This window comes from Sphingomonas adhaesiva (genome assembly GCF_036946125.1).
GTDB lineage: Bacteria > Pseudomonadota > Alphaproteobacteria > Sphingomonadales > Sphingomonadaceae > Sphingomonas > Sphingomonas adhaesiva_A.
Genome location: NZ_JAQIJT010000002.1, coordinates 1,729,051 through 1,755,618, shown reverse-complemented (window position 1 = coordinate 1,755,618; position 26,568 = coordinate 1,729,051). Strand labels below are relative to the sequence as shown.

Annotated in this window: 18 protein-coding genes; 16 read left to right on the top strand and 2 right to left on the bottom strand. The window is 69.3% G+C overall.

Features of this window, described 5'->3' with window-relative positions; all coding sequences use genetic code 11:
* The first annotated feature begins 687 nt into the window (after nt 1-687).
* From PGN23_RS14570 to PGN23_RS14515, 12 genes are all read left to right on the top strand, one after another.
* On the top strand, nt 688-3,063 hold the full coding sequence (locus PGN23_RS14570) for a glycoside hydrolase family 127 protein (protein ID WP_335303716.1): 2,376 nt from the start codon (nt 688-690) through the stop codon (nt 3,061-3,063).
* A 20-nt stretch (nt 3,064-3,083) separates the two neighbouring features.
* Nucleotides 3,084-4,082, top strand: coding sequence for an Ldh family oxidoreductase (locus PGN23_RS14565; RefSeq protein WP_335304612.1), 999 nt, complete (start codon nt 3,084-3,086; stop codon nt 4,080-4,082).
* Nucleotides 4,079-5,836 (top strand): DUF885 domain-containing protein, encoded by a 1,758-nt coding sequence (locus PGN23_RS14560; protein WP_335303714.1) that lies wholly within the window; start codon nt 4,079-4,081, stop codon nt 5,834-5,836. The genes PGN23_RS14565 and PGN23_RS14560 overlap by 4 nt, the downstream gene beginning before the upstream one ends.
* Complete coding sequence (locus tag PGN23_RS14555) at nt 5,833-7,395, top strand: family 43 glycosylhydrolase (protein ID WP_335303712.1); 1,563 nt, start codon at nt 5,833-5,835, stop codon at nt 7,393-7,395. The genes PGN23_RS14560 and PGN23_RS14555 overlap by 4 nt, the downstream gene beginning before the upstream one ends.
* A gap of 58 nt (nt 7,396-7,453) precedes the next feature.
* Complete coding sequence (locus tag PGN23_RS14550; protein ID WP_335303710.1) at nt 7,454-8,689, top strand: NAD(P)/FAD-dependent oxidoreductase; 1,236 nt, start codon at nt 7,454-7,456, stop codon at nt 8,687-8,689.
* On the top strand, nt 8,686-9,864 hold the full coding sequence (locus PGN23_RS14545) for a M24 family metallopeptidase (RefSeq protein WP_335303709.1): 1,179 nt from the start codon (nt 8,686-8,688) through the stop codon (nt 9,862-9,864). Before PGN23_RS14550 ends, PGN23_RS14545 begins: the two co-directional genes overlap by 4 nt.
* A complete protein-coding gene (locus PGN23_RS14540) occupies nt 9,861-10,721 on the top strand; it encodes a glycoside hydrolase (RefSeq protein WP_335303708.1) in 861 nt (286 codons plus the stop codon). The genes PGN23_RS14545 and PGN23_RS14540 overlap by 4 nt, the downstream gene beginning before the upstream one ends.
* Before the next feature lie 71 nt (nt 10,722-10,792).
* Nucleotides 10,793-11,707 (top strand): dihydrodipicolinate synthase family protein, encoded by a 915-nt coding sequence (locus PGN23_RS14535; RefSeq protein ID WP_335303706.1) that lies wholly within the window; start codon nt 10,793-10,795, stop codon nt 11,705-11,707.
* 10 nt (nt 11,708-11,717) lie between these two features.
* Complete coding sequence (locus PGN23_RS14530) at nt 11,718-12,716, top strand: 4-hydroxyproline epimerase (RefSeq protein ID WP_335303704.1); 999 nt, start codon at nt 11,718-11,720, stop codon at nt 12,714-12,716.
* A 19-nt stretch (nt 12,717-12,735) separates the two neighbouring features.
* Nucleotides 12,736-13,383, top strand: a complete 648-nt coding sequence (locus PGN23_RS14525; protein ID WP_335303702.1) for a GntR family transcriptional regulator — start codon at nt 12,736-12,738, stop codon at nt 13,381-13,383.
* A 29-nt stretch (nt 13,384-13,412) separates the two neighbouring features.
* The gene (locus PGN23_RS14520; protein ID WP_335303700.1) at nt 13,413-14,828 is read left to right on the top strand and encodes an amino acid permease; all 1,416 of its coding nucleotides are present in this window, start codon (nt 13,413-13,415) and stop codon (nt 14,826-14,828) included.
* Between the two features lie 38 nt (nt 14,829-14,866).
* Nucleotides 14,867-16,402: a glycoside hydrolase family 27 protein gene (locus PGN23_RS14515; protein WP_335303698.1), complete on the top strand. Its 1,536-nt coding sequence runs from the start codon at nt 14,867-14,869 to the stop codon at nt 16,400-16,402.
* A 76-nt stretch (nt 16,403-16,478) separates the two neighbouring features.
* On the opposite strand, the gene PGN23_RS14510 is transcribed toward PGN23_RS14515, so the two are convergent.
* Nucleotides 16,479-19,208 (bottom strand): DUF5695 domain-containing protein, encoded by a 2,730-nt coding sequence (locus tag PGN23_RS14510; RefSeq protein ID WP_335303697.1) that lies wholly within the window; start codon nt 19,206-19,208, stop codon nt 16,479-16,481.
* 110 nt (nt 19,209-19,318) lie between these two features.
* Here PGN23_RS14510 and PGN23_RS14505 point away from each other — a divergent pair, with 110 nt between their 5' ends.
* The 4 genes from PGN23_RS14505 to PGN23_RS14490 all read left to right on the top strand — a co-directional run bounded on the left by PGN23_RS14505 (nt 19,319) and on the right by PGN23_RS14490 (nt 24,290).
* A complete protein-coding gene (locus PGN23_RS14505) occupies nt 19,319-19,612 on the top strand; it encodes a FadR/GntR family transcriptional regulator (RefSeq protein WP_335303696.1) in 294 nt (97 codons plus the stop codon).
* Between the two features lie 78 nt (nt 19,613-19,690).
* On the top strand, nt 19,691-20,086 hold the full coding sequence (locus tag PGN23_RS14500) for a FadR/GntR family transcriptional regulator (protein WP_335303695.1): 396 nt from the start codon (nt 19,691-19,693) through the stop codon (nt 20,084-20,086).
* 438 nt (nt 20,087-20,524) lie between these two features.
* A complete protein-coding gene (locus PGN23_RS14495; protein WP_335303694.1) occupies nt 20,525-23,536 on the top strand; it encodes a TonB-dependent receptor in 3,012 nt (1,003 codons plus the stop codon).
* 97 nt (nt 23,537-23,633) lie between these two features.
* Complete coding sequence (locus tag PGN23_RS14490; protein WP_335303693.1) at nt 23,634-24,290, top strand: hypothetical protein; 657 nt, start codon at nt 23,634-23,636, stop codon at nt 24,288-24,290.
* A 209-nt stretch (nt 24,291-24,499) separates the two neighbouring features.
* Here the strand turns inward: PGN23_RS14490 and PGN23_RS14485 are convergent, their stop codons facing one another.
* The gene (locus PGN23_RS14485) at nt 24,500-26,254 is read right to left on the bottom strand and encodes an Svx/AvrXca family virulence/avirulence protein (protein WP_335303692.1); all 1,755 of its coding nucleotides are present in this window, start codon (nt 26,252-26,254) and stop codon (nt 24,500-24,502) included.
* Between the last annotated feature and the right edge of the window lie 314 nt (nt 26,255-26,568).

The window sequence follows — 26,568 nt, the reverse complement described above, 5'->3', positions numbered from 1 at the left end:
ATCGGCCCACATTCGCGCGCTTCCTGCGCGTCGACGACATCCCTTCGCGCGCTCCCACCGTCCAAAATTGACCCTATCGCGAAGCCCAGGTGGCCGGCTTGCTCAACGTCTCTGGCAGCAAGATCCAGCCGAGCGGCTGCGGCGTTCTCGACAGGCGGACAGCGGTGAATATCTGCGTGCTTGGCCCCGAATGCCGAAGGCGGAGGAGCGGAATGCCGTCCGGGGTAAGGCAGTCGTTCCCGCCTGCGTCGGGGATGCGGGGCAGGTCGGTCATCCTGCACTTCCGTCGCACGTGTGCGATGCCGGAACTTCGTGCAGCATCGCCTACCGAGCGCAATGACCAGGCAAGCCGGCGGGGATTCGCCGCACGGGTGATCGAGAGCCTGAATGTCTGACCGGGAACGGTATACAGCTGTCTGGTTTCCGCGACGTGAGTAACTAACCCCGTCCAGATATGGACATAGGCGAAGTACAGCGACGCGCGGCTGTCGATCGACGGCGTCAAGCGCGACGTCGGGCCGGAGCGCGAATATCGCGAGCTCCACGCCCGCTTCGCCTGACTGATCGCCCCGCTCCGCCTGTCGCCGATGCCTTTCTGCGCTGCCGGCAGGTCGCGGTGGAGGCGTTCGAGGATTGACGCCGCGCGTAATACGCCTACCGTATACGATATAAATAAGATCGAGGTGGATGATGCGGGCCAATCGTCGTGAGCTCATGGCCGGTGCGGGCGCGGTCGCGCTGACGGCCGTGACGGCGTCCGCCGCGCGAGCCGCCGCCGCGGCGTTTCCCGCGTCGGCGACGCCGCTGCCGCTGTCGGCGGTGCGGCTGCGTCCGTCCGAGTTCGCGACCGCGGTGGAGGTGAACCGCGCCTACCTCCACCGGCTGAGCCCCGACCGCCTGCTGCACAACTTCCGCAAATATGCCGGGCTGGAGCCCAGGGCGCCGATCTACGGCGGATGGGAGAGCGACACCATCGCGGGCCATACCCTCGGCCATTACATGACCGCGCTGGTGCTGACCTGGCAGCAGACCGGCGATCCGGAGATGAAGCGGCGCGCCAACTATATCGTCGACGAACTGGCGGAGGCGCAGGCGAAGCGCGGCAACGGCTACGTCGGCGGGCTGGGGCGCAAGCGCAAGGACGGCACGATCGTCGATGGCGAGGAGATCTTCCCCGAGATCATGAAGGGCGAGATCCGCTCCGGCGGGTTCGACCTCAACGGCGCGTGGTCGCCGCTCTACACCGTCCACAAGCTCTTCGCCGGGCTGCTCGACGTCCACATGGCGTGGGGCAACCGCAAGGCGCTCGCGGTCGTCGAGGGGCTGGGCGGCTATTTCGAGCGCGTGTTCGCGGCGCTGACGCCGGCGCAGGTGCAGGAGGTGCTGGGCTGCGAATATGGCGGGCTGAACGAAAGCTACGCCGAGATGTACGCGCAGACGAAGGACCGGCGCTGGCTGAAGATGGCGGAGCTCATCTACGACAACCGCGTGCTCGATCCGCTCGCGCGCAAGGAGGACAAGCTCGCCAATTTCCACGCCAACACCCAGGTCCCCAAGCTGATCGGCCTCGCCCGCATTCACGAGGTGACGAACGGCGACCCGGCGAAGGCGACCGCGGCGCGCTTCTTCTGGGACACGGTGACGCAGCATCACAGCTACGTCATCGGCGGCAACGCGGACCGCGAATATTTCAGCGCGCCCGACACGATCGCCGATCACATCACCGAGCAGACGTGCGAGCATTGCAACACCTACAATATGCTCAAGCTGACGCGGCACCTGTGGTCGTGGCAGCCGGACGGCGCGCTGTTCGACTTCTACGAACGGGCGCACCTCAACCACACGATGGCGGCGCACGACTCCAGGACCGGCGGCTTCACCTATATGACGCCGCTGCTGTCGGGCGCGGAGCGCGGCTATTCGACCACGGACGACGACGCCTTCTGGTGCTGCGTCGGTTCGGGGATGGAGGCGCACGCCAAGCATGGCGAGAGCATCTTCTGGCAGGGGAAGGACGGGACGTTCTTCGTCAACCTCTACATCCCCGCCGATGCCGACTGGGCCGCCCGGCGGGCGAAGGTGCGGCTGGAGACGCCCTATCCCTATGGCGACACCGCGACGCTGACGTTCGACAAGGTGGCGTCGGGGCGCTTCCCGGTCGCGCTGCGCGTGCCCGGATGGGCCGCGGGCAAGGCGCGCGTGACGGTCAACGGGGAGGCGACGACGCCCGTCTTCTCGCGCGGCTATGCGATCGTCACGCGCAGGTGGAAGGCGGGGGACGCGGTCGCGATCACGCTGCCGATGGAATTGCGGACCGAGAGCACGCCCGGCGACGCCGATACGATCGCGCTGCTCCACGGCCCGATAGTCCTCGCCGCGGACCTGGGGCCGGTGGAGAACAAATGGGACAGCCCCGATCCCGCGCTGGTCGGCGCGAACCTCCTCGCCGGCTTCACCCCCGCGGCCGCGCCGGCGACCTATGCGACGCGCGGCGTGGTGAGGCCGCAGGACATGACGTTCGTGCCCTTCTACCGCCAGTCGCAGCGGCGCAGCGCGGTCTATTTCAAGCATTTCTCCGATGCCGCCTGGGCGAGCGAGGAAGCGGCCTACAATGCCGAGCAGGCGCGTCGCCGCGACATCGCGGCACGATCGGTCGACACGATGTTCCTGGGCGAGATGCAGCCCGAGCGCGATCACAATCTGACCTCCGCCGAATCCTACCCCGTCACCTATCGCGGGCGTCAGGGCCGCGACGTGCGCTCGGGCGGGTTCATGGAGTTCAGCATGAAGACGCGCCCCGGCCCGCTGATCCTGCAGGCGACCTATTGGGGCGGGGAGCGGGGCCGCGACTTCGACATCCTGGTCGACAACGTGAAGGTCGCGACCCAGCATCTTGACGAGGACAGGCCCGGCAAGTTCTTCGACGTCGACTATCCCCTTCCCGAGGCGCTGACCCGGGGCAAGTCGTCGGTGAAGGTCCGCTTCGTGCCGCACGACCGCAACACCGCCGGGCCGGTCTTCGGCGTGCGGCTCTACACCGCGAAGGCGGGCGCCGCCGCGTGAGCGAGGCGCCGCCGATCGCGATGACGCTGGACGCGCTGCGGGGGCTGGCGCGCGAGAAGCTGCGCGCGGCGGGGCTGGCCGACGACCATGCCGATGCGGTGGCGGAGACGATGGTCGCGGGCGAGCGCGACGGCTGCGCCAGCCACGGCATCTACCGCCTGCTCGTCGCCGCCAGCAGCGTGCGCGCGGGCGTGGTCGTGCCCGATGCGGTGCCGGTGGTGAGCGAGCCGGCGCGCGCCCTGGTGCGCGTCGACGGGAAGGGCGGCTTCGCGCAACTCGCCTTCGCGCGCGGCCTCCCCGTGCTGATCGACAAGGCGCGCGCGTGCGGCATCGCGGCGATGGCGCTGAACGACGTGGTCCATTTCGCCGCCCTGTGGCCGGAGGTCGAGGCGATCGCGGACGCCGGCCTCGTCGCACTGGCGACGACGCCCAGCCACGCCTGGGTCGCGCCGGCCGGCGGCACGCGCCCCGTGTTCGGGACCAATCCGATCGCCTTCGGCTGGCCGCGCCCCGGCAAGCCGCCGTTCGTGTTCGACTTCGCCACCAGCGCGGTCGCGCGCGGCGAGATCGAGCTGCACCGCCGCGCCGGGCGGCCGGTTCCCGACGATTGGGGCTATGACGCCGACGGCCGCGCGACCACCGATGCCGAAGCGGTGCTCGCCGGCGCGATGCGCACCTTCGGCGGGCACAAGGGGTCGTCGCTGGCGACGATGGTCGAGCTGCTCGCCGGGCCGCTGATCGGCGACATGACCAGCCGCGAATCGCTCGCCGCCGACGCCGGGCGGGGCGGATCGCCGATCGGGGGCGAGCTGATCGTCGCGATCGACCCCGCGGGGTTCCTGGGCGACGCTGTCGCGGCGCATCTCGCCCGCGCCGAGGCGTTGTTCGCGGCGATCGAGGCGCAGGGCGCGCGCCTCCCTTCCGCGCGCCGCTACGCCGCGCGCTCGCGCTCGCTGGCGGACGGGGTGCAGATCCCCGCCGCGCTCCATGCCGACATCCTGAAGATCGGATGCGAATGACGAGGTTCCTGCCGCTCGGGCTCGCACTGACGATGCTGGCCGCGGCCGCGCCGCTCCACGCCGCGCCGGCCCCGTCCGCCGACGCGCGGCTGAAGGCGCTCTACACGTCGGAATATGCGTGGCGCCGGACGATCGAGGGGCCGGACGAGGACAACAAGGATGCGCCGCCCGTCCTTCCCGACGTCGGCCCGGCGATGCAGGCGGCGAAGCTGGCGCGCTGGACCCGGACCCTCGCCGCGCTCGACGCCATCAGGACCGCCGATCTCTCCCCGGCGGGGCGGGTCAATTACGCCGTCTATCGCCAGCAGATCGTGGCGCTGCTCAACGAGCAGAAGTTTCGCGACTACGAGAAGCCGCTCAACTCGGACAGCAGCTTCTGGGGCAATGTGGCGGAGGCGGCGCGGGGCGACTTCGTGCGCGAGCAGGATTATCGCAACTATCTCGCGATGCTGCGCAGCGTGCCGCGCTTCTTCGACCAGAACGTCGTCAATATGCGCGCCGGGCTGAAGCGCGGCTTCACCCCGTCGCGCATCACCCTGAAGGGGCGGGACATCGGCGTCGCGCAGGTGGTGGAGGCGGGGAGCGGGGAGGCGTCGCCGTTCTACGCGCCGTTCAGGACCATGCCCTCCGCCATCCCCGCCGCGACGCAGGCGCTGCTGCGCGGCGAGGCGATCGCGGCGATCCGCGACCAGGTGGTGCCCGCGCATCGCGCGCTGCTCGCCTTCCTGCGGGATGACTATATCCCCGGCGCCCGCACGACGCTGGCCGCCTACGACCTCCCCGACGGGCACGCCTATTACCAGTCGAAGATCGACGAGTTCACGACCGAGGCCAGGACCGCCGAAGAGGTCCACGCGATCGGCCTTGCCGAGATGGCGCGCATCCGCACGCGGATGCAGGCGGTGATGACGGCGGCGGGGTTCAAGGGCGACCTGCCCGCGTTCCTGACGTTCCTGCGCACCGATCCGCAATTCTACGCCAGGACGCCGCAGGACCTGCTCGACCGCGCGGCGTGGATCGCCAAGACCTTCGACGGAAAGGCGAGCCAGTGGTTCGGCCGCCTGCCGCGCAGCCGCTTCGCGATCCGGCCGGTCCCTGCGGACCTCGCCCCCTTCTACACCGGGGGGCGCGGCGGGCCGGGCATCTACCTCGTCAATACCTACAACCTTCCGTCGCGCCCGCTCTATTCGCTGGCCGCGCTGACGCTGCACGAAAGCGCGCCGGGCCATGCCTTCCAGATGCCGCTTGCGGCGGAGAACAAGGACCTGCCGGCATTCCGCCGCGACACCTACCTCTCCGTCTACGGCGAGGGCTGGGCGCTGTATTGCGAGGCGCTGGGCGAGGAAATGGGGATGTACCAGACGCCCTACGAGGTGTTCGGGATGCTGTCCTACCAGGCCTGGCGCGCCTCGCGGCTGGTGGTGGATACCGGCATTCACGCCAGGGGGTGGAGCAGGGAGCAGGCGCAACGCTACCTGCACGACAATACCGCGCTGGCGGATCACGAGATCGAGACCGAGGTCGACCGCTACATCGCCTGGCCGGGCCAGGCGCTGAGCTATTACATGGGCGCGCTTGCGATCCAGCGCGCCCGCGCGCGCGCCGAAAAGGCGCTGGGTGCGAAGTTCGACATCCGCGCCTTCCACGATGCGGTGCTGGCGCTGGGATCGGTGCCGGTGCCCGAGATCGACCGGCGGATCGACCGCCTGATCGCCGATGGCGGCAAGGGCCCCTATCCCGACGAGGAACCATGATGCGATATCTGCCTTTGCTGGCGGTGCTGCTGCCATCCGCGCTTCTGGCGCAGACCGCGCCCGAGACGCCCGAGACGATCGAGACGCGCGGCAACCCGGTCCTGTCGGACGGCCGCTATTACTCGACCGACCCCGCACCGCTGGTGGACGGCGATACGTTGTGGATTCTCGCCGGCCGCGACGAGGCGCCAGCGGACGTCAACGACTTCATCATGAACGAGTGGCAGCTCCTTTCCACCACCGATCCGGCGAAGGGGACGTGGCGCCACTATCCCGCGGTCGCGCGGCCCGAGGCGGTGTTCGCCTGGGCCGAGCCTGGGCGCGCCTATGCCGGGCAGATCGTCAAGGCGCGCAACGGCCGCTTCTACCTGTACGCCCCGGTGTTGCAGCGCGACGGCAAGGCCAAGGATCGGTTCGCGATCGGCGTCGCGGTGGCGGACCGGCCGACCGGGCCGTGGCGCGACGCGCATCCGTCCGGCCCGATCATCTCGCAGGACGTGCCGGTCGCCAACGACATCCAGAACATCGACCCCACCGTCCTCGTGGACGACGACGGACGCGTCTACATCTACTGGGGCACGTTCGGGCAGTTGCGCGGCATGGAGCTGTCTGCCGACATGGTGACGCCCAAGGGCAAGGAGCGGACGATCGACGGCCTCACCGGCTTCTTCGAGGCGCCGTGGCTGATGAAGCGCAAGGGCGTCTATTACATGCTCTACGCCGGCAACAACGCCGGCCCGGACAGCCCGTGCACCCCGGCGCATTACCACGCCTGCCAGGCCTATGGCACCGCCAGGTCGCCGCTGGGCCCGTGGACCTATCGCGGCGTGCTGCTGAAGCCGGTCAGCTCGACAACCAGCCATGCCGGCGCGGTCGAGTTCAAGGGGCAGTGGTGGCTCGCCTATCACACCGCCGACGCGGCCGGGGGCGGGCACTTCCGCCGGTCGGTCGCGATCGACCGGATGGAGTGGGACGACAGCGTCTCGCCGCCGATGATCCGGATGGTCACGCCGACCCGCGCTCCCGGTCCGCCGCCGGCGCCGACGCGCAACGTCGCGCTCGGCGCCGTGGCCTCGGCATCGAACGAGCCGATCCCGACGCAATATTGGATCCGCGCGCTCAACGACGGCCGCGTCCGCGCCGCGCCGCTGCCGCCCGATATGTGGGGCACGTGGACCGGCACCAACCCGCCGCGGCCGTGGATCGAATATCGCTGGCCGGCGCCGGTGACGCTGACCGGCAGCCGCCTTTACCTCTTCGCCGACCAGCCTGCCGGATCGGGCGAGGGCATCGCACCGCCGGCGGCGTGGCACCTCGAATATTTCGACCGCGGATGGAAGCCCGTGCCGGGTGCGGGCGGCTACGGCACGGCGGCGGGCGCGTGGCAGGAGGTCCGCTTCCCGGCGGTCACCACGCGCTGCCTTCGCGCGGTGTTCGACGCCTCGCAGGCGAAGGGCAGCGTCGCGGGGGTCGGGGTGCAGGAATGGGAAGCGCTTGCCCCCGAGGCGGCGCCCCCGCGCGCGCGGCCGGAGGGTCCGGTGCCGCCATGCGGTGACTGACTGCGCCGCTCCACGAGCTATATTATACGATTCTGAAACAAGCTGAGGGGGTTGGAACGTGAAGGTCGCGGTGGTCGGTGGCGGGGTGATCGGGTTGTCCAGCGCCCTGCTGCTCGCACGCGCCGGCCACGCCGCGACGGTGTTCGAACCCGATGCCGGCCTGTCCGCGCCGTCCTGGAACAACGCCGGGCACCTGGCGGTCGAACAGCGCGCGCCGCTCGCCTCGATCGCGTCGATTCGCTCGGTCGGGCGCCGGCAGTTCCGTCGCGGCGGCGCGCTCGACCTGCCGCTGGCGCACGCCCGCACCTGGGTGCCGTTCGCGACGCGGCTCGTCGCGGCGGCGCGGCCCGCCCGCTTCCGCGCCGGCACCGCCGCGCTGGGCGGGCTGCTGACCGAGGCGCTGCCGGCGTGGCGACGCCTGACGGGCTCGATCGGCGAAGCGGGACTGCTGCGCGAGGACGGGCACCTGATGGTCTGGGGCTCGCCGGCCGCGGCGGCGACAGGGCGGGCGGCGTGGATGCGCGCGGAGACGGGCGGGGCGTCGCTGGTGCCGTGCCGGGACGAGGATCTCGCGCTGCTGAGGCAGGTGCTGGGGAACGAGGCGGCGGGCTGCGCGCGCTTCGACGGGACGGGGGCGATCGCGGATCTCGGGGCGTTGCACCGGGCGTTGCGGCGGGCGCTGGCGGCGGCGGGGGGCACGATCGTCGCGGAACGGGCGTCGGTCGTGCGGGCCGACGGGCGCGCGGGCATTGCGGGGCACGAGGCCGATGCCGTGCTGGTCGCCGCCGGGGTCGGGAGCGGCACGGTGATGCAGGGGCTTGGCATCCGCGCGCCGATCGTCGCGGAACGCGGCTACCACCTTCGCGCCGCGGCCGACCGCTGGCCCGCCGACGCCCCGCCGGTCGTGTTCGAGGATCGGTCGATGATCGTCACCCGCTATCGCGACACCGTGCAGGCGGCGAGCTTCGTCGAGGTCGCCGCGCCCGACGCACCGCCCGATCCGCGCAAATGGGAGCGGCTGGAGCGGCACGTGCGCGAACTCGGCCTGCCGATGGAGGCGCCTTTCACCCGCTGGATGGGCGCGCGCCCGACCTTTCCGGACTATCTCCCCGCGATCGGGCGCGCGACATCGATGCCCAACCTGTTCTACGCCTTCGGCCATCAGCATCTCGGCCTCACCCTCGCCGCGGTCACCGCGGAGGCGGTCGCCGCGCTGGTCGACGGTGCCGCTTCCGCGGTCGACCTTTCCCCGTTCGACCTCGCCCGCTTCGCTCCCCGAAAGGCCCGCCCATGACGATCGGAGGCTCCGACGCCGCCACCCAGCTCGCCGCGCTCGCCCCCTGGGCCGACCGGGCGCCGGCGATTACGCGCGACGAGCGGCTCGCGCGGATGGCGCGGGCGCAGGCGCGGCTCGCCGGCACGGGTGCCGATGCGCTGTTGGTGAATGCCGGCCCCAGCCTGCGCTATTTCGCCGGCGTCCCGTGGAACGCGACGGAGCGGCTGGTGGCGCTGTTGCTTCCCGCGAACGGAGCGCCGCGGCTGATCTGCCCGCGCTTCGAGCTGGGTTCGCTCGCCGCCTCGCTGGCGATCGACGCCGAGGTTCTGGCGTGGGAGGAGGACGAGGATCCCGTCGCGCTGGTGTGCGATCAGCTAGCGGCGGGCGCGACGCTCGCGCTCGATCCGCTGCTGCCCTTCTCCACCGGCGCGCGGCTCGGCGCACGGCTGCGGGTCGTGGACGGCGCGCCGGCGATCGACCCACTGCGTGCGGTGAAGTCGCCCGCCGAGCTCGCGCTGATGGCGCAGGCGAAGGCGATGACGCTGGAGGTGCAGCGGCGCGCCGCGCGCATCCTCGCGCCCGGCATCCGCGCCAGCGAAGTCGCGCGCTTCATCGACGCGGCGCACCGGGCGCTGGGCGCCGCGGGCTCCACCTTCTGCGCGGTGCAGTTCGGCCGCGCGACCGCCTTTCCCCACGGCCTTCCCGGGGACCAGGCGCTGGAGCAGGATCAGCTCGTGCTGATCGACACCGGCTGCACGGTCGAGGGCTATCATTCGGACATCACACGGACCTACGCCTTCGGCCGCGTGGAGGACGAGGTGCGCGCGCTGTGGGATGTCGAGAAGGAGGCGCAGGCCGCCGCCTTCGCCGCGGTGCGACCCGGCGTGCCGTGCGCCGCCATCGACGACGCCGCCCGCAGGGTGCTGGAACGCGCCGGGCTCGGCCCCGACTATCGCCTTCCCGGCCTGCCGCATCGCACCGGGCACGGGATCGGGCTCGCGATTCACGAGCCGCCCTATCTCGTCCGCGGCGACGCGAGCGCATTGGAACCCGGCATGTGCTTCTCGAACGAGCCGATGATCGTCGTCCCCGACCGTTTCGGAATCCGGCTGGAGGACCATTTTCACGTCACCGGGGACGGCGCGGCCTGGTTCACCCAACCGCAGCCCGCGATCGACCGGCCCTTCGCGTGAGGGTGCTTCCCTTCGTCGCCGCGATCGCGCTGCTGGCCGGCTGTGCCGGGCCGCGCGTCACCGCGCCGCCTGCGGGGCTCGACCCCTTCTACACCCGGTCGCTCGACGCCGGAGGCATCCCGATCAGCAGCTCCGCCGCGGTCCCGGACGAGGCGCTACGCGCCGCGCGGTCGATCGTGGTGGAGATGCTGGCGCGGCGGCCCGACCTGCGCCGCGCGCTGGTGGCCGGCGGGCAGCGGGTCGCGGTGATGGGGGTAGAGGAGCAGACGCTCGACCTGCCAGAACAGCGCGACTGGAAGAAGCCGACGCGCGACGATCCGCGGCTGACCACGTGCGAGCGCAAGCTGTACGACGAACAGATCGGCCGCATGACGGACCGCGAATACTGGAATTCGCGCGCGCGCGGCATGGGGGGGCTGCTCACCAGCGGCGCGACCGAGAACCTGCTGGGGCAGCCGGGGACGCGCTATTACGGCGAGAACATCTTCGTTCACGAATTCTCGCACGCGATCCTGGGTGCCGCCGAGACGGCCGACCCCGCCTTCTACCGCGCGGTCGCGGCCGCCTATGACGAGGCCATGAAGCGCGGACTATGGAAGGGCGAATATGGCGCCACCACCGTCGACGAATATTGGGCGGAGGGAACGCAATTCTGGTTCGAATCGAACCGGCTGGCGGTGATCGACGGGCGTCGCATCCTGTCCGCCGCCGATCTCGCGGCCTATGATCCCGCGCTCGCGACGCTCCTTCGCCGCGTCTACGGCGACCGCCACCACCTCAGCGCCGACGTCTTCTGGCGGCACCCCGCGCGCGTGCCGACGGGAGGCCCGCCGGCCTCCACCGCGGAGACTTGCTGAGCGGTGGAAATGGCGATTGCGCTATTGGAGGTAGTATCGTATACCGTATCCAACGCATTGGGAGCGAGACGATGACGATCGGTTGGAAGGGCGTATTTCCTGCGGTGACTACACAGGTGCGCGAGGATCTGTCGCTGGATCTCGCGGATACCCAGCGCGTGGTGGACGACCTCGTCAACGATGGCGTGACCGGCGTCATCGCGCTGGGGACGGTCGGCGAAAACAATTCGCTCGAATTCGACGAGAAGGTGTCGGTCCTGACCGCGATCGTCGAAGCGGTGGACGGCCGCGTGCCGGTCGTCACCGGCGTGTCCGAATACGACACCCGCCGCGCGGTGCGCTACGCCCGGGCGGCGGAGAAGGCGGGGGCGGACGGCCTCATGCTCCTCCCGCCGATGGTCTATGTGCCCGCGACGCACGAGCTGGTGAACCATTTCAAGGGCGTCGCGGAACAGACCGCGCTCCCGATCATGCTCTACAACAACCCGCCCGCCTATCGCACCGTCATCGACCGTGCGGTGCTGGAGGCGCTGGTCGACGTCGCGAACATCGTGGCGGTCAAGGAATCGGCGCCCGACACGCGCCGCTTCACCGACTTCCGCAACGCCTTCGGCGATCGCTACGTGCTGTTCGCGGGGCTCGACGACGTCGCGCTGGAGGGGCTGTACCTCGGTGCGCGCGGCTGGGTGTCGGGGCTGACCAACGCTTTCCCGAAGGAGTCGGTGGAACTCGTCGCCGCGTTCGAGCGCGGCGACCATGCGAAGGCGATGGAGATCTATCGCTGGTTCATGCCGCTGCTCCACCTCGATGCCGAGCACGACCTGGTCCAGTCGATCAAGCTCGCCGAGCAGGTGATGGGCCGCGGATCGGAGCGCGTCCTCCCGCCGCGCTACGTCCTTCAGGGCGCGCGCCGCGCCGAGGTGATCGCGATGGTCGAGCAGGCCGCGGCGACGCGCCCGTCGCTCGGCGTCGCGCTCGCGGCCTGACGCGGACCCGATGCGGCACACCTTCTTCTGCATCGACGGCCACACGGCGGGCAATCCGGTCCGCCTGGTGGCCGGGGGCGCGCCGCTGTTGAAGGGGGCGTCCATGTCGGAGCGGCGCCAGGATTTCCTGGCGCGCTTCGACTGGATCCGCACCGGCCTGTGCTTCGAACCGCGCGGGCACGACATGATGTCGGGCGGCTTCCTCTATCCGCCGACGACCTCCGACGCCGATGTCGGCATCCTGTTCATCGAGACGTCGGGATGCCTCCCGATGTGCGGGCACGGCACGATCGGGATGGTCACCTTCGGGCTGGAACACGGGCTGATCCAGCCCGCCACCCCCGGTCGCCTGAAGGTGGAGGTGCCCGCCGGCACGATCGACATCGCCTATGAGGCCGAGCGCGACCGGGTGACCGCGGTGAAGATCACCAACGTCCCCGCCTATGTCGCCGCGACCGGGATCGCGATCGAAGTGCCCGGCTTCGGACCGATGACGGTCGATGTTGCTTATGGCGGCAACTATTACGCCATCGTCGAGCCGCAGGGCGCCTATGCCGGTCTGGACGACCTTGGCGCTGCTGCGCTGGTCGGCTTCAGCGGCATCATCCGCGAGAAGGTGCGCGCGGCGTTCGAGCCGGTCCATCCGCTCGACCCCACGATCCGCGGGGTCAGCCACGTGCTGTGGGCCGACCGGCCCCGCGCCGACGATGCCGACGGCCGCAACGCGGTCTTCTACGGCGACAAGGCGATCGATCGCAGCCCGTGCGGGACCGGGACCTCGGCGCGCCTCGCGCATCTCGCGGCGCAGGGAAAGCTCAACGTCGGCGAGCGGTTCGTCCACGAAAGCTACATCGGCAGCCGGTTCACCGGCCGGGTCGAAAGCGCGACCCGCGTCGGCGACAAGGTCGGCATCGTGCCCTCGATCGAGGGGTCGGCGGTGGCGACCGGGTTCAATACGATTTGGATCGACCGCAGCGATCGCTTCTGGGAAGGGTTCCAGGTCAAGTGACCGCAACGAGGAACCCAGCATGAGCATTGTCGTGAGGACGCTTTCCGAGCGCGTGTTCGAGATCGTTCGCGAGCAGATCGTCATGGGCAAGCTGGGGACCGACTCCCCCATCCGCCAGGATGCGCTGGCCGCGGAACTCGGGGTCAGCAAGATCCCGTTGCGCGAGGCGTTGGCGCGGCTGGAGCAGGAGGGGCTCCTGACCAGCCACGCCAACCGCGGCTTCTTCGTCCAGCCGATGTCGGCATCGCAGGTGGAGGAGATCTACGCGCTCCGCCTTGCGATCGAGCCGCGCGCGGCGGCCGATGCGGCGACGCAGGCGGACGAGGGCGCGCGCGCCGCCGCGACCGACGCGTTCGAGCGGCTCGACCGCGCCGCGAGCACCGACCTGCCGCAGGTGGCGGTGCGCAACCGTGAGTTCCACGTCGCGCTGGTACGCCCGGGCGGCCGGCTGCTGACGACGCAGATGGTGGAGCGGCTGTCGATCCTCGCCGAACGCTACGTCATCGCGCATCTGGAGCCGGCGGGGCGCGAATCGCGCGCGCATCGCGAGCATCGGGCGCTGCTCGACGCGTTCCTGGCGCGCGACGGCGCGGCGCTGGAGGCGCTGCTGGCCGCGCACATCGGCGCGACGCTGGACGATCTCAGGGTACAATTCGCCACCGGATGAACCGGGGGCGCCGAGGGGGAAGGGGAGCCATGTTCGGACCGCGCAAGTCGCTCGATACGCTGCTGCATCGCCCGTCGGGCGCAGCATTGGCGAAGACGCTGTCCTGGCCGCACCTGATCGCTTTGGGGGTCGGTGCGATCGTCGGCACCGGCATCTACACGCTGACCGGCGTCGGGGCGGAGCGCGCGGGGCCGGCGGTAATCCTCGCCTTCGCGATCGCCGGTGCGGTCTGCGCCTGCGCCGCGCTCGCCTATGCCGAACTTGCGACGATGATCCCCGCGGCGGGCAGCGCCTATACCTTCAGCTACGCGGCGCTGGGGGAGACGATCGCCTGGATCGTCGGCTGGTCGCTGATCCTCGAATATTCGCTCGCCTGCTCGACCGTGGCGGTCGGCTGGTCCGGCTATCTCGTCGGCTGGATCCAGTCCGCCGGCATCCACCTTCCCGCGGCACTGCTGTCCGGGCCGCACGGCGGCGGGATCGTCAACCTGCCAGCGGTGCTGGTCGCGCTGGCGGTGATGGGGCTGCTGGTCGCCGGCACGCGCGAGAGCGCGACCCTCAACATCGTCCTCGTCGTCGTGAAGCTCGCCGCGCTCGCGATCTTCATCGCCTTCGCGCTGCCCGCCTTCACCGCCGACAACCTCCACCCGTTCATGCCCTACGGCTTCGCCTCGACCGAGATCGGCGGGGAGAAAAGGGGCGTAATGGCCGCGGCGGCGATCGTGTTCTTCGCCTTCTACGGCTTCGACGCGGTCGCGACCTCGGCGGAAGAGGCGAAGAACCCGGGCCGCGACCTGACGATCGGGATCGTGGGCTCGATGGTGGTCTGCACCGCGATCTACATGGCGGTGGCGGTGGCGGCGGTCGGCGCGCTGCCCTTCACCCAGCTCGCCGATTCGGCCGAGCCGCTCGCGCTCGTCCTGCGCACCCTGGGCCAGCCGCAGGCGGGGCACCTCATCGCGCTCGCTGCGGTGGTGGCGCTTCCGTCCGTCATCCTGGTCATGATGTACGGCCAGAGCCGCATCTTCTTCGTCATGGCGCGCGACGGCCTGCTCCCGCGCCGCCTCGCGAAGGTGAGCGCGCGGACGGGCGCGCCGACGCTCATCACGGTGCTGACCGGCATCTCCATCGCAGCGGTCGCCGGCTTCTTCCGGCTGGACGAGATCGCCGAGCTCGCCAATGCGGGCACGTTGCTCGCCTTCATCGCGGTCGGCGGCTGCCTGATGGTGCTGCGCCGGCGCGCGCCCCACGCGCCGCGGCTGTTCCGCTGTCCCGCGCCCTATGTGGTGGGGACGCTCGCGATCCTGGGCTGCCTCTACCTCCTCTTCAGCCTGCCCTCGTCCACGATCGCCCGCTTCCTGATCTGGAACGTCATCGGGCTGGCGCTCTACGCCCTCTACGGTCGCCGCGGCAGCGTCGAACGCGAGGCACCCGCCAACGCCTGACCTCTTTTCCTTCGCCACTGCCAATCGAAAGGGCCGACATGATCCGTCGCGCATGGGCCGCGCTGTGCCTGTTGCTGTTCGCGCTTCCCGCCGCCGCCGCGCCGCCGGCGCGCACGGGAAGCTGGGTGTTCGATGGCGCGCCGTCCTACCCCGGGGTCACGATGATGCGCGTCGAGCGCGACGGTGCCGGTGTGCGCGGGGAGATCACGACGCGCTGGTACGGCCCGATCGCGATGCAGAACCCGCGGCTGCGCGGCGACACGCTGACCTTCGACACGCGCAACCTGAACGACAATGCGCATCCGACGCGCCGCTGGACCGCGCGCTTCACGCCGCGCGGCGTCCGCCTGACCGGCGATATGTGGTATGCGCACGTGGTGCAGGACGGCCGCCGCGGCACCCCGGCGGAGGTCGCCGCGCGCACCTTCCGCCCCGCACCGCCGCTCCCCGCGCTCGGCTCGCTCCCCGACGACGGCCTCGCGCGGACGCCGCCGATGGGCTGGTCGAGCTGGAACAGGTTCGCGGAGAAGATCGACGACGCGACGGTGCGCGCGATGGCGGACGCGATGGTGTCGAGCGGGCTGCGCGACGCGGGCTACGTCTACGTCAACATCGACGACGGCTGGCAGGGGACCCGCGGCTCCGACGGGGAGCTTCGGCCCAACGCCAAGTTCCCGGACATGAAGGCGCTGGCCGACTACGTCCACGCCCGCGGGTTGAAGCTCGGCATCTATTCCTCGCCGGGGCCGAAGACCTGCGCCGGCTATGAGGGGAGCTACGGCCATGTCGAGCAGGACGCGCGCACCTTCGCGCGCTGGGGCGTGGATTTCCTCAAATACGACCTGTGCTCGGGCGAATGGTTCTACGCCGACGCCGACAGCGTGAAGCGCACCTATTATCAGATGGGCGCGGCGCTGCGCGCGACGGGGCGGCCGATCGTCTATTCGCTGTGCCAATATGGCCGGTTCGACGTCGCCGACTGGGGACGTTCGGTCGGCGGGCACCTGTGGCGCACGACGGGCGACATCACCGACGATTACAAGACCATGTCCGATATCGGCTTCGTCCGGAACCCCCAGTTTCCGCACGCGGGGCCGGGCGGGTGGAACGATCCCGATATGCTGGAGGTCGGCAACGGCGGGATGAGCGCGGACGAATATCGCACCCACTTCACCTTGTGGGCGATCCAGGCCGCCCCGCTGTTGATGGGCCACGACCTGCGCCTCACGGGCGCGAGCGACGCCGCGATCCTGGAGAACGGGGGCGCGATCGCGATCGACCAGGATTCGCTCGGCGTGCAGGGACGCCGCGAAACCAGCGTCGACGGGATCGAGACCTGGCGCAAGCCACTCGCCGGCGGGGATGTCGCGATCGCCATCTTCAACCGCACCACCGCCGATCGCGACGCCGACGTCCCGCCGGGGCTGGCCGCGCAGGGCGGGCGTATCATCGACGTGTGGCGCGGGCGTGCTCTGGCGGCGGACGAGACTCGGCTGCGCGTGCCCGCGCACGGGACGGTGCTGTTGCGGGTGGTCGCGCCCGGTACGACCGATCAGGAGGGGGCGAAGCGCTGATCGACCTGAGCAGGCCCGCGCCGCACGGCGCGGGCGTCTACGCCTTCGACGGCTCAGATATTGCCTTCCGCCGCCGTCAACGCGGCGCCAGCACCACCTCGGTCGCCGTGCCGGGCAGCGGGATGGTCCAGCCGCCGCGCTCCGCCCGGCCCGTGCCCGGCTGATACGCCGCGCCCCCGGTCGTCGCCTCTACGAACAGCCGCGCCGCCGGGGTCGTCGCGGTCGCCGGATCGAGCGCGAGCGTGATCCGCCGGGTCGCGGGGGTATAGGTCGCGCTGCGGATCTTGCCTGCCTCCAGCGTGATCCATTGCCCAACCGGCGCGACGAACAGCCGTGCGCGCGCACCGTCCGCGGGCGTGATCGTCACCGCATCGCGCGCCCGCGTCACCGCGCCGCCGAAACCGATCCAGCCGAAGGTCGGATCGTCGACCAAATAGCTCCCCGCCGCGATGGCATGGCCGTAGAACCCCATGCCGTAGTCGCCGCTGTACGGGTCCCACTTCATCATGTCGGGCCAGGCATGGAAGGCAGCCGACGAGGCGCCGTCCTCGGCGATGTTGGTGATCCCGCCCATCATCCCGCCATAAGCGACGCGGAGCAGGTGGAGGTCGTTGGGATCGCGGCGGAAGCTGTCGAACAGCGGCACCGCGTTCAGCGCCGACCCGTAATGGTGGATCTGCCGCTCGATCCGCGGATATTTGCCGCCGTAGAGGAAGTCCCAGTAGCGGCGCGCATTGCCGTTATAGCCCCAGGAGGGGATGGTCGGATCGTAGCCCAGGATCACCTCGCGGGTGACGTCGGCCTGGGGCGCGTAATCGAAATAGCGCATCCAGGCGTAGACCTCCGGCTGGCCGGTCGAATCCCACGCCATCTCCGACCCGAAGGGGTATTTGAGCGTGCGCCAATGGTCGGCGCGCTTCTTCATCAGGCGCTCCATCTCGGTCGCCTCGGCGGTCAGCCCCTCGCGCTGCAGGTCCTTCAGGATGTCGAGGAAGACGTCGCCCTCCATCAAGCCGAACTCGGTATAATGCGGCGCGTCGCGCATCATCGCGACCGTCGTCCGATAGGCATGGTCGAGATACCAGCGCCAGTCGTGCCGGGTGACGAGCCCCGGATGGTTGCGCGCGGTGCGGTACAGCACCCAGTGGCCGATCGCGACGTGTGGATAATTGTACGCACGGCCGAGATCGCCGGCGTCCTTCTCGTTCCACGAGGTCCAGGATTTCCACGCATCGGCGGGGAAGCCCTTGTACGCATCGGGGAATTTGGCGGGGGCGTAATAGAACAGGCTCTTCTTGACGGCGCCGGCGTGGGGGCCGTCCTTCACCTGGAGGTTGCCGACCACCGTGCCGTCGATCAGCCGTTCCAGCTTCGCGATCTCGTCCGGCGCGGGGTTGTCGAGCTGCTTCATCGTCGCCGCGACCCAGCTCCCGCCGCCGCCCTCGTCGCTCATCCCCGCGATCCAGACGCGCGGTTCGACGTCGACGATCTTCTTCGCCTCATTGTCCCAGGTCAGGATGGAGGGCGTGCGGCCGAACCGGTCGCCCTTGCCCTCGTACCATTGACGCGTCGTGGAGAAGCGGCCGAGGTCGGCCATGGTGCGGTCCAGCGGCTTGGTGATGTAATAGCTCACCGTCTGCCGTTCGCCGTCGGCATAGCGCAGCGTCAGCCGCGCCGGGCCGAAGCCGCGCGCCGCGACGTTCAGCCGCGTCCAGCCCTTCGTGTCGCCCGCACGGGTGGCGGTCAGCGCGCCGGCGGGCTCGCTCTCGACCCCGGCGAGCGCGCTCGGTGCCTTGAGGAAGAGCTGCGCCACCTGGTCGGTGGGCACGACATAGCCCGGGATGCCGACCGCGACCGGGCGCGCATTGGCGATCAGCGTCGGCTCGATCGCGCGGATCGAGGGGGAAAGGACCAGACGGACCCCGATCTCGACCGTCTGTCCCGGTGCGATCGTCCGGCTCGTGGGCGTGTTCCACTGCGTGCCCGCGTTCTTCCACTCGCGCTCGACATAGCCCGCGGAGTGGACGGTCCAGTCGTAGAAGCCCTCGGACGTCTGCCCGCGCGGGCTGCGGTCGGTGAAGATCGCGCCGTCGCCCGCCTCGCCCGGGTTCTTGAGGGGGACATAGGCTTCCAGCGGGGTGCCGCGTGCGGGCAGGACCAGCAGCGCGGGGCCGCGCCCGTTCAGCCGCGTGACCTGGAGATAGCCGGCGTCGCGGCCGATATACGGATCGACGAAGCTCGCCTGGGCATGAGCCTCGTCCAGGCTGCGGTCGGTGATGATGTTGTCGAACACCATCGGCATCCCGAGCGCGCCGATCTCGACCGGCGCCGTGCCGCGGTTGGTGAGCGTGAAGCGCAGCCCCAGCGCGCCGCGCTCGTCGGTCCAGCGCCGCACGACCGTCAGCGGGAAGCCCGCGCCCATCGTCGCGGTCATGTCGGCGGCGGCGAGCGTGCCGCGGGTCGCGGCGAGCGGGCGGATCGGCGCGCGCCGGTGCGCGGACGCGAAATCCCGCCACGCGCCGCCGGGCGTGCGCAGGCGCACGTTCAGGTCGCCGATATGGTTGTAGCCGTCGCCGGAGCGCTCCGTCTCCCGCGTGGTCGGCACGAAGCTGAACGCGGGTTCGGCCTTGGGGGAGAGACGCGCGAGCGTCTGCGTGTCGGGGCGAAGCGCCACCGTGACGCCGCCCAGCGCGAAGATCGTTGTCGGGGTGGGTGCGACGCGTGCCGCCGATATCGGTGCCATCGGGGCGGCGCCCGCCAGCGTTACGCCGGCCAGCAACACTCCCAGCAACAAAGGACGACGCATATAGGCAACTCCGGAACGATATCGTTGCCCGGAAGCTACGACAAAGAATAAACAGTAACAACATACCTTATACGATATATGGACATTGGACTTTCGATTTGGGATTTTGTATGATCCGCGCGATGGGGACAGGCTTCGACGCGCGCGGCTTCACACGGCTGGGTACGCTCATTCGACCGGGCGAACGGGCGCGGGACGAAGGCTCGCTGGCGCAGCAGATCGGGGTGCAGATCCTGTCGGGCGAACTCGCCCCCGGCTACGTCTTCCCGAGTGAGATCGACTTCGCCGCGAGCATCGGCATTTCCCGATCGGTCCTGCGCGAGGCATTCCGCGTACTGATCGCCAAGGGCCTGGTCGAGAGCAGGCCGAAGACGGGAACCCGGGTGTGCGCGCGGCGTCACTGAAGCCTGCTCGATCCGGACCTGCTGGCGTGGCAGTTCCAGGCCGAGCCCAGCGCCAAGTTCATCCACGACCTGTTCGAGATGCGGATGATGGTCGAGCCCGCGGCGGCGCGGCTGGCGGCATCGCGGCGATCTGCGGTGGATGTCGAGGCGATGCGGGCGGCGCTGGCCACGATGGCGGAGCACGGGCTGGCCGACGGACGCGGCCGGATGGCGGACCAGCAGTTCCACATGACGATGCTGGAGGCGACGCGCAACGACCTCATCATCGCGCTCGCCAGCTCGATCATGGCCGCGATCGCCTGGACCACGATCTACAAGCAGCGCAAGCGCGCGCTGCCGCGCGATCCCGTGCCGGACCACCGCACGCTGTTCGACGCCATCGAGCGCGCCGACCCGCAGGGTGCTGAGGCGGCGATGGTCGACCTGATCGCACTGGCGCTGGTCGACACCGAAGTCTCGCTACTCGATTCCTGACGCAGTCGCGGCGACGCGCGCGATCGGCGGAGCCGCCCTGCGCCGTTGCGGTCGCAGGAAACGGATTGCGGTGCCCGAACGCCGCGAGCGACGACCGGCTTCGTTGCGTCGCTCGATGGTTTCCCGACGGTGCGGGACCTATGTGAAAGCCTCTTTCTGTTCCCCGCCCTTGAGCAGGACCTTTGCAAAGTGGATGCAGCAGCGCCGCGCCCACGCCGTGCTCCTGCGCAGGCAGGAGCACGGTGGAGACTTTTGCGAGGGTCCCACGGTGCCGGGGCGGCTGTTCCGGCGCCGAAGGTAAGGGTCGGTCGGGCGTCATGACGATCCCCAAACAATGGCCTCCTGCCGCATTCCGCAATTTCACCCTGCCTCCGGTTGACAGCGAGGCGAAAGTCTTATAGTATACGATATAAGAACAGTCCATAGGGAGGGGTGAAGATGGGCGCGACCACCGATCACGGGAAGATGATGCTCGGAACGGCGATGGCCGCTCTGGTGATGGCGACGGTGCCCACGACGAGCTTCGCCGCACCTCAGGAAGCGGCCGCGCAGGCGCCGGCGAAACCCACCCGGGCGGAACGGGCCGCGATCCGCAAGGCTGCGCGCGAGGCGCGCCGGGCCGAGCGGCGCCGCCTTCGCGCCGCCAAGGCCGCGGGCACGCGCGACACCCGGATCGAAGGGTCGCCGACCGTCGCCGGCGGCGACATCATCGTCACCGGGCTGCGCCAGAGCGTGAAGGACTCGATCGACCGCAAGCGCCGGGCGCGTCAGATCGTCGATGTCGTAACCGCCGAGGATGCGGGCAAGCTGCCCGACAACAACGTCGTCGACGCGATGGCGCGCGTGACCGGCGTCGCCGTGACCCGCAGCCAGGGGCGCGGCAACGGGTTCACCATCCGGGGCCTCGCCGGGGTTCAGACGACCGTCAACGGGGTCGAGGGCGCGACCGCGCCGCTGCCCGGCGGCGAGGGACGCACGCTCGCCCTGGAGAGCGTTCCCGCCGAACTCGTGAAGTCGATCGAGGTGTACAAGACCCGGACCGCCGACCAGATCGAGGGCGGCGTCGGCGGCTCGGTGAACGTCGAACTGCGCCGGCCGCTCGAACTGCGCAAGGGATGGACGATCGCCGGCAGCGTGCGCGACCAATATGCGGAACAGGGCAAATTGTGGAGCCCCTCGGCCAGCCTGCTGGTGGCGAACCGCATGGATACCGGCATCGGCGAGATCGGGTTCCTGCTGAACGGTGCCTACGCGAAGCAGAATTACGCCGAAGCGGCGAACAACAGCGAGTCGCCCTTCCTGCTCGGCTGCGATACCTGCACGATCCGGCTGAGCCTGCCCGAGGATCAGCGCGACCGGCTGGTCGCGCCGTTCCGCGCCGCCTACGGCACCAACAACGGACGACGCGAGCAGAAATCGCTCAGCGGTGCGATGCAGTGGCGCGTCAGTCCGAAGCTGAACTTCGTCCTCGAAGGATCGTATTTCGGGGAGACCTACACCGATCAGTTCAATTCCATCTACGCCCTTACGCGGCAGGATTATTACACGATCCAGAACCCGCGCATCGCGCCCAGCGGCGTGCTGCTGGGATATGATGTCGTCAACCTGGGGGTGCGCAACCCGGACGGCACCGTCAGCGTCGTGAACGGCGGGCGGGTCGATGCGGGCTTCAACGCCGGACAAAGCCAGGGCAGCAGCAACACCTATCGCACGAATTTCGAAACCCACTTCGAATCGCCCGGCGTCAGGATCGACGCCAGCGCGCAATATCAGTGGAGCAACAGCCAATATTACTCGAACGGGCAGAACGGCAATTACGTCGGACTCAATCGGTTCCGGGTCGATTTCGATTCGCCCAAGACGCAGAACAACGGGCCGTATTTCGACTTCTACAACGTCGACCCGGTGAACCCCGAACAGGCCCGCGTGCAGGCGCTGTACGACAATCTGGGCGAGGGGCGGAACTCGCAATTCTCGGCCCAGGTGGATATCTGGAAGGAACTTGATCCGTCCGGCCTGCTCCGGGCCGCGAAATTCGGTGCGCGCTTCGCGAAGAACACGAATTCATTCAAGGACAGCTACCGCTACGCCGGATGGTTCGACACCGATCGGCAGATCCCGCTGTCGAACATTCCGGGCGTCGACACCGTCGTCATCACGCCCCAGCTTCCGGGCGGCTCCCCGGTGTCGTGGGTCCAGCTCGACAGCGGGCAGCTCTTCAATGCCTTCCCGGCGCTGCGGCAGTTCATCATCGCGAACAATCCGCAGGGGCTGGATGGCCCCGGCAGGGACGCGGGGGTGGAATCGCTGTTCGGCACCGTCCGTCCGTCGGCCGCCAACACGGGCAATACGAGCGATAACAGGGAAAACAGCTTCGCCGCCTATGCGATCCTGGATTACGCCTTCAAGGCCGGCTTCCCGATCGACGGCAATGTCGGTGTCCGTTACGTGAACACCTACAATTCGATCAACGGCCGGAACCTGGTTCCCGGCCCGCAGGCGATCGATCCGGTGACACGGCTGCCCATTCCTAACGAATATGGCCCCGATACGTTCGAAACCCAAAATCTTCGCGGCAATTACGTCGATATTCTTCCCAGTGCCTTTGCGACGGTGCACTTTACCGACAAGCTTCAATTGCGCGGTAGCTACAGCTATAACGTCCAGAGGCCGAGTCTGTTTGCCCTTCGTAACTTCTTCGCGACGGATTATCGCAATCCCCTGGCGACGGTCTATGCAGGGAACCCGCAATTGAGGCCGGCGACCACGGACGACTACAACCTGTCGCTGGAATGGTATTTCGGCCGCGGCGGCATCATTTCCTTCGGTGCCTTCTCGAAGATCCAGAACGGCTTCATCTTCTATACCCGCCAGCGGGAAAACGTGCCGCAACTCGGCGGGCAGGCGCGCTTCGTCGAGAAGCCGCGCAACTCGGGTCCGGGCAAGACGCAGGGGTTCGAGGCGCAGGCGACCGGCTTCTTCTCTTTCCTGCCCGGACTGCTGCGCAATCTCGGCGCCACGGTGAACGCGACCTTCATCCCGGTCGCCGATATCTCGCTTCCCAATCCGCTGCCGCAGCAGAACGAGAACGATCCGATCGTCTATGAGTTCGTCCGGCGCGATGCGCCTTTCACCTCGCGATGGTCGTACAATTTGATCGGCTATTACGAAACGCCGATGTTCGGCGTCCGGGTCGCCTATAACTGGCGATCGAAGTTCCAGACCGGCGAGCCGTCGATCGACCAGATCTGGACCATCTCGTCGCGGCCGACGCAGCGGCTCGACGCCGCAATCACCTACACGCCGTTCAAGTTCCTGACGCTCAGCATCGAGGGGTCGAACCTCCTCGGGAATATCGACAAGAGCTTCTACTACACCTACCCCGAACTGCCCGTCGGCCTTCGGGCGATGGGGCGGACGATCACCGGCGGCGCGCGCTTCCGCTTCTGATCGTCGTCGGCCGGCCGGGCGCGTCGCCCGGCCGGCGTCGCCGCGCCGGTGCTCCGACGCGGCGCGCATCTCGAGCCGCATCGAATGCCATGCGATCGTGGTCAGCTCCCTGGTCGCGGGCGGAGCGACCAGTTCGATGCATTGGACCCCGCGTACGTCGATCGTCACCCGCCGCGCCGCCGTCGCGGCGATCCCCCGTCGCAGGACCTTGCCGTCGCCTACCATCGCGTACCGCCCGGTCTGCGAGCCCGGCGTGCGGGGATCGAGCGTCATGCGGTCGTATCGTCCGGCCAGCCGGATGCCGACCCGCGTCCCTGCCGCGACGCCGATCCCGGCGTGGTCCTTCCTGCCGTCCAGCATCAGCGGCTCGCCGAGGGGCAGGAAGCCGATCGGCGCCAATACTCATTGGCGCACCACCATCCGCTCGGGCGACTTGTATCCCGTGTCGGCGACCTCGAAACTGGCGGGCACGTCGGCGGGCCGGCTGACGCCGCCGCTCCACAGTTCGCACGCGGTCAGGCGCGCGGTGAGGGAACAGGCCGAGGTCCGCCACCCGCGCCGACAGATCCAGGCGCCGGCGCCCGCGATTGCCGAACGCGACCGCCTTGCGTCCCGATCCGGTCAGCGCCTTGAACAGGACCTCGCCGGCGCCGTCGCGCGAGACGATCACGCCCTGGTTGCCGGCCGGGTCCTGATTGACCGCGATCACCGCGCGGTCGCCGATGATAGCCGAGATCGGCGAGGCCGAGGCTGACGAGCAGCCCGGCCTGCGCCATCATCTCGCCCTCACCGTAATCGAGGTCGAAGGCGTTGTAGGGGTTCCGCCCCATCGGCGGCGTCGCGGCACGCGGCCCGGCCCGTGCCGCCCCGGCGATCGCCATCGCCGCCCATCCTCCTGCCTCGCCCATCGCCTCGTTCATCGCCGGCGGGAGGCGGCGCGGCGCCGCCTCCCGCCGGCCCCGTTTACCAGACGTAGGCGGGTGCCGCCGTCACCTCGGGAACCGCCGTGGTGCGGTTCGCGCCGCGGGCCGGATCGGTCAGCTGCGACGGATTTTCGTACGGGCCGTATTGGGTGCCGGCGTTCATCGAATAGCCGTAGTAATTGGTGTCGCCCAGGTTCTTCGCCGTTCCGGTGACGTTGGACGCACGGATACCCTCGAACACGGTGCGGACCTGGGCGTCGTCGGCGATCGTGGAATCCTCGTCGATCAGCGACAACGCGCCCACCACGGCGCGATCCCGCACCGTGCCGCTGGCGACGATCGCATGATCCTCGATCCGCGCATTGCCCGACACGGTGCCGCCGAGAACCCTGGCATAGGGGCCGACATAGGCGGAGGCGGCGACGTTGGCACCGGCCGCGACCCAGCCGCCGCCGTTGGAATGCTTGTGCCCGCCCGGCACCGGGGTCGGCGCGTTGGGCTGGTAGCCGGACGGCATCGCGTTGGTCAGCTTCACCATCCAGGGGTAGCGGTAGAGCGAGTAATAGGCCTGGTCCCAGACGAACTTCTGGAGCTGCGTCGGTGCGCCGACCACCACCAGCCACACGGACTTGTCGCCGGAGCGGACGGGGAAGCTGACGCTGCCGTTGCTGCTGGCGTTCACCGCACTGTAGCGCGAGCGGCCGTCGCTGCCGACCGCGACCACCCCCCAGCGCCAGCCGGGGTTCGGCTGGTCCACCGACGGCGGTTCGTTGGCGAGGCCCGGGAAGCTCGAGGTGGCGGGGCTCGTCTGCCGGACGCCCTTGAAGGCGACGGTGATGCTGGTCGCGCCCGCATCCGGGTACAGCCGGACCAGGTTGTAGCCGAGCCGTTGCGGCGCCTGCCGCTCGGGGATCGAGAAGGTCCGCGCGCCCAGGTTGACGGGATCGAGCGTCGCGGTGCGCAGGCGCTTGTAGCTCGCATTGTCGCCGTTCGACCCATAGGCCGCGCGGAGCATCGCACCCTGATCGCTGCCGTCCGGGTTGGTATAGTCCCAATTGACGTTGTGCATCGCCCATTCGCCGAAGAAGGTGTTGAGCTGCGCCAGCGTCCAGCCCATGTTCTTCATCAGGACGGACAGGATGTCGACCTGGTTGTATCCGGCCGTGCCGACCCGCGGCGACTTGCTCCACAGGTCGTTGACCGCGGCATAGCCGTAGCGGTCCTTGAGATATTCGATGAACTGCCAGTTGCAGTAGCGGTTCGGGGTGTAGCCGTAGTAGAAATGCGGGTAAAGCACGGAGTTCAACGAACAGCCCGTGAACGTCGAGCGAAGCTCCGGCACCTGCGCCGTCATGAACTCGGCATGGCTCTCCCAGAACCAGCCGATATACGGCGAGTCCCGCAAGCCGCCCGATCCTCCCTGGAACGCGTGCGCCAGCTCGTGCGCCGTCGTCTTGAGATCGTCCAGTGCCGACGGGCTGATGAACAGCGACGGATTGCCGTGTTCGTCCAGGCTGCCGGTCGGCCCGATGTTGGGGTAGAAGTACACGTTGACCTTGTACTTCGTCGTGGACTGGCAGCTCGGCGCGATGAAGCCGACCTGGTTGACGTAGACGTCGTACAGATGCTCGAACAGCGCCGCCGCCTTGTCGGATTGCGCTGCGGATACCGTGCCGCCCGACCACCGCAGCGCGATGTGTGCCGTTTCGCGGGCGACGGGAAGCTTGCCGGGAGCGGCGACCCAGCTTCCCGACACGCATGAAGTGGCGGCTGCGTCGTTCGACCCTGACGTCATTCCCGACGTTTCGACCTGCGGCGCTGCGGCGGGAACGACCTGGACCGAATCCCCGCGTCGCACGGCACCGCCGCCGGCATCCCGGGACAGGAGTGTCAGCGCCGACGCCCCAACCGCTCCGACGAGGCCGACACCGCCGATCAACATGCGCTGCATAAAACTCTCCCGACCCATATGTTATTTTCGTATACTGTCGGAGGATAGATACGCTGGCAAGCCAGGTCGGGCGCAACGACGGTGGTCGTGAGGCCCGGACTGGCGTCAAGCTACTGAAAAGTCACGAAGCGGACGTATATCCGTCAAGTCGAACCGTT